This window comes from Actinocrinis sp., from assembly GCF_035605935.1.
In the GTDB taxonomy this organism is placed as follows: Bacteria; Actinomycetota; Actinomycetes; order Streptomycetales; family Catenulisporaceae; genus Actinocrinis.
The window spans coordinates 1-2451 of the sequence record NZ_DATNGK010000280.1 but is presented as its reverse complement, the minus strand read 5'-3'; the positions used below and the strand labels follow the sequence as shown (position 1 = coordinate 2451).

At 65.9% G+C, this 2451-nt stretch carries 1 protein-coding gene and 1 pseudogene; both read left to right on the top strand.

Features of this window, described 5'->3' with window-relative positions; genetic code table 11:
* Positions 1–89 precede the first annotated feature (89 nt).
* On the top strand, positions 90–1733 hold the full coding sequence (locus tag VN779_RS22840) for a right-handed parallel beta-helix repeat-containing protein (RefSeq protein ID WP_325726723.1): 1644 nt from the start codon (positions 90–92) through the stop codon (positions 1731–1733).
* A 124-nt stretch (positions 1734–1857) separates the two neighbouring features.
* Positions 1858–2451 (top strand): annotated as a pseudogene (gene eno / locus VN779_RS22835) (phosphopyruvate hydratase); the annotation flags it as partial.

Genomic DNA, 2451 nt, shown 5'->3' with positions numbered 1-2451 from the left:
CAAAATAACCATTCATTGTTCCAGCGGGCGGATAATTCGCTTCGATACCGGACGACCTGCAGGAAATCAGCGATTACTGAGGAGGCCGGATGGCTGGTCGGCGGCGATTTGCGCGGGTAAGCCTCGGGGCGGCGGTCGCCGGGACGGTCGTCGCGGTCCTGACCGCCTGCACCGGCGGCGGCGGCGGTTCGCAGAGCACGCAATCGGCCACCGGGTCGGCCGCGCCCACACAAGCTGGAACCGCGCCGGCGGCGCCGCCAACGCCCTCGGTCATCAAGGCGGCGCCGACAACGCCGCCCGCCAAGGTGTGCGGCAGCGACTCCGTGCTCACTGGCCCCTCGACGGCGCCCAACGGGGCGATCAGCGTTCCGGCGGGCGACAACTCGGACTTCACCTTCAACCAGGCGAACGCGACCTACTGGTTCGCGCCGGGCGTCCACACGCTCGGCACGGGACAGTTCGCCAACATCGAGCCGGCCGACCACGACACTTACATCGGCGCACCCGGCGCGATCCTCGACGGGCAGCACAATAACGACTCCGCCTTCGACGGCACCGCGCAGCACGTCACGATCGAGTACCTGACGATCAGGAACTTCGGCACCCTGGGCGGCAATTCGCAGCAGGGCGTCGTCAACCACGACTCGGGCTCTTACTGGACGATCTCCCACTCGACGATCGCCGACAACGCCGGCGCCGGGGTCATGCTCGGCAGCCACAACGAACTCAGCTGGGACTGCCTGCAGGACAACCAGCAGTACGGCTTCAACGCCTACTCCAACAGCGGCGAGATAAATGGCCTCGTGCTCGATCACAATGAGATCGCGGGCAACGACACCTATGACTACGAGGCGAAGCAGCCCGGCTGCGGCTGCAGCGGCGGCGGCAAGTTCTGGAACGTCATCAACGCGACGGTGACGAGCAACTGGGTCCACGACAACACCAGCGTCGGGCTCTGGGCGGACACGAACAACGCCGGCTTCGAGTTCGCGGGCAACTACATCGAGGACAACCACAACGTCGGCCTGATGTACGAGATCAGCTACAACGCGGTGATCGAGTACAACACCTTCATTCGCAACGGTCTGATAGACGGTCCGAAGACCACCGGCTTCCCCACGAGCGCGATCTACATCTCGGAGTCGGGCACCGACAGCCGGGTGGACTCGAACTACCAGAACTCGCCGTTCCTGATCGCGCACAACGTCTTCCTGAACAACTGGGGAGGAGTCATCCTCTGGGAGAACTCCAACCGGTACTGCGCGTCCCCTGACAACACGAGCTCCGGCTACTGCACGCTGGTGGACCCGCAGGCGACGCTGAAGACCTGCGGCAACGCGTCCCTGATCAAGACGCACCCGTACTTCGCCGCCTGCCGCTGGAAGACGCAGAACGCGCTTGTCGAGTTCAACCAGTTCACGTTCACACCGTCGGCCGTCGGCAAGACGTGCACGGCCGCGCACCTTTGCGGCTACAACGGCGTGTTCTCCGAGTACGGCAGCGACCCGGCATGGAGCCCGTACAAGGCGGACATCGTCCCCACCGCGATCGCGTTCCACCAGAACAACAAGTTCTACGACAACAAGTACAGCGGCCCGTGGTGCTTCATGGGCTGGGAACTTGGCACCTCGGTGAGCTTCACGCAGTGGCGGGCGCCCGCCAGCCAGGCCAGCAGCCAGTTCGGGCAGGACGCGAAGAGCGTCCACACCGGGGCTCGCGGTGCATGTTCCTAGGCGCCGCCGAGATGGCGCGGGACTGGCGCCGCCCGGCGAGCCCTCTTCGCGAGCGGAAGTGGACTCCACTACGCTCTATGCCAGATGCCAGATAACTGCGGTTTGGACAGGCAAGGAGTTGACGGTGGCGTCCATTGAAGCGGTGCATGCCAGGCAGATCCTGGATTCCAGGGGCAACCCGACCGTGGAGGTCGAGGTCGTACTCGACGACGGTTCTGTGGGCCGGGCCGGCGTGCCGAGCGGGGCGTCCACCGGCGCCTTCGAGGCCGTGGAACTCCGTGACGGTGGTGCCGAGTACGGCGGCAAGGCGGTCACCAAGGCCGTCGATGCCGTCACCGAGGAGATCCAGGATGAGTTGCTCGGACACGAGGCCGACGACCAGCGGCTCATTGACCAGGCGCTTATCGACCTTGACCGGACGCCTGGCAAGTCGCGGCTCGGCGCGAACGCGCTCATCGGCGTGTCGATGGCCGTGGCCCGCGCGGCCGCGGACTCCTCCGGCTTGCAGCTGTTCCGCTACCTGGGCGGGCCGAACGCGCACATGCTGCCGGTGCCGATGATGAACATTCTCAACGGCGGCGCGCACGCGGACTCCAACGTGGACGTGCAGGAGTTCATGATCGCCCCGATCGGCGCGCCGACCTTCGCCGAGGCGCTGCGCTGGGGCGCCGAGACGTACCACGCGCTCAAGTCGGTGCTCAAGCAGCGCGGACTGTCC

What these genes read in the sequence shown, in the direction of transcription:
- VN779_RS22840 (WP_325726723.1), top strand. Translation starts at nt 90, where the DNA reads ATGGCTGGTCGGCGGCGATTTGCGCGGGTAAGCCTCGGGGCGGCGGTC.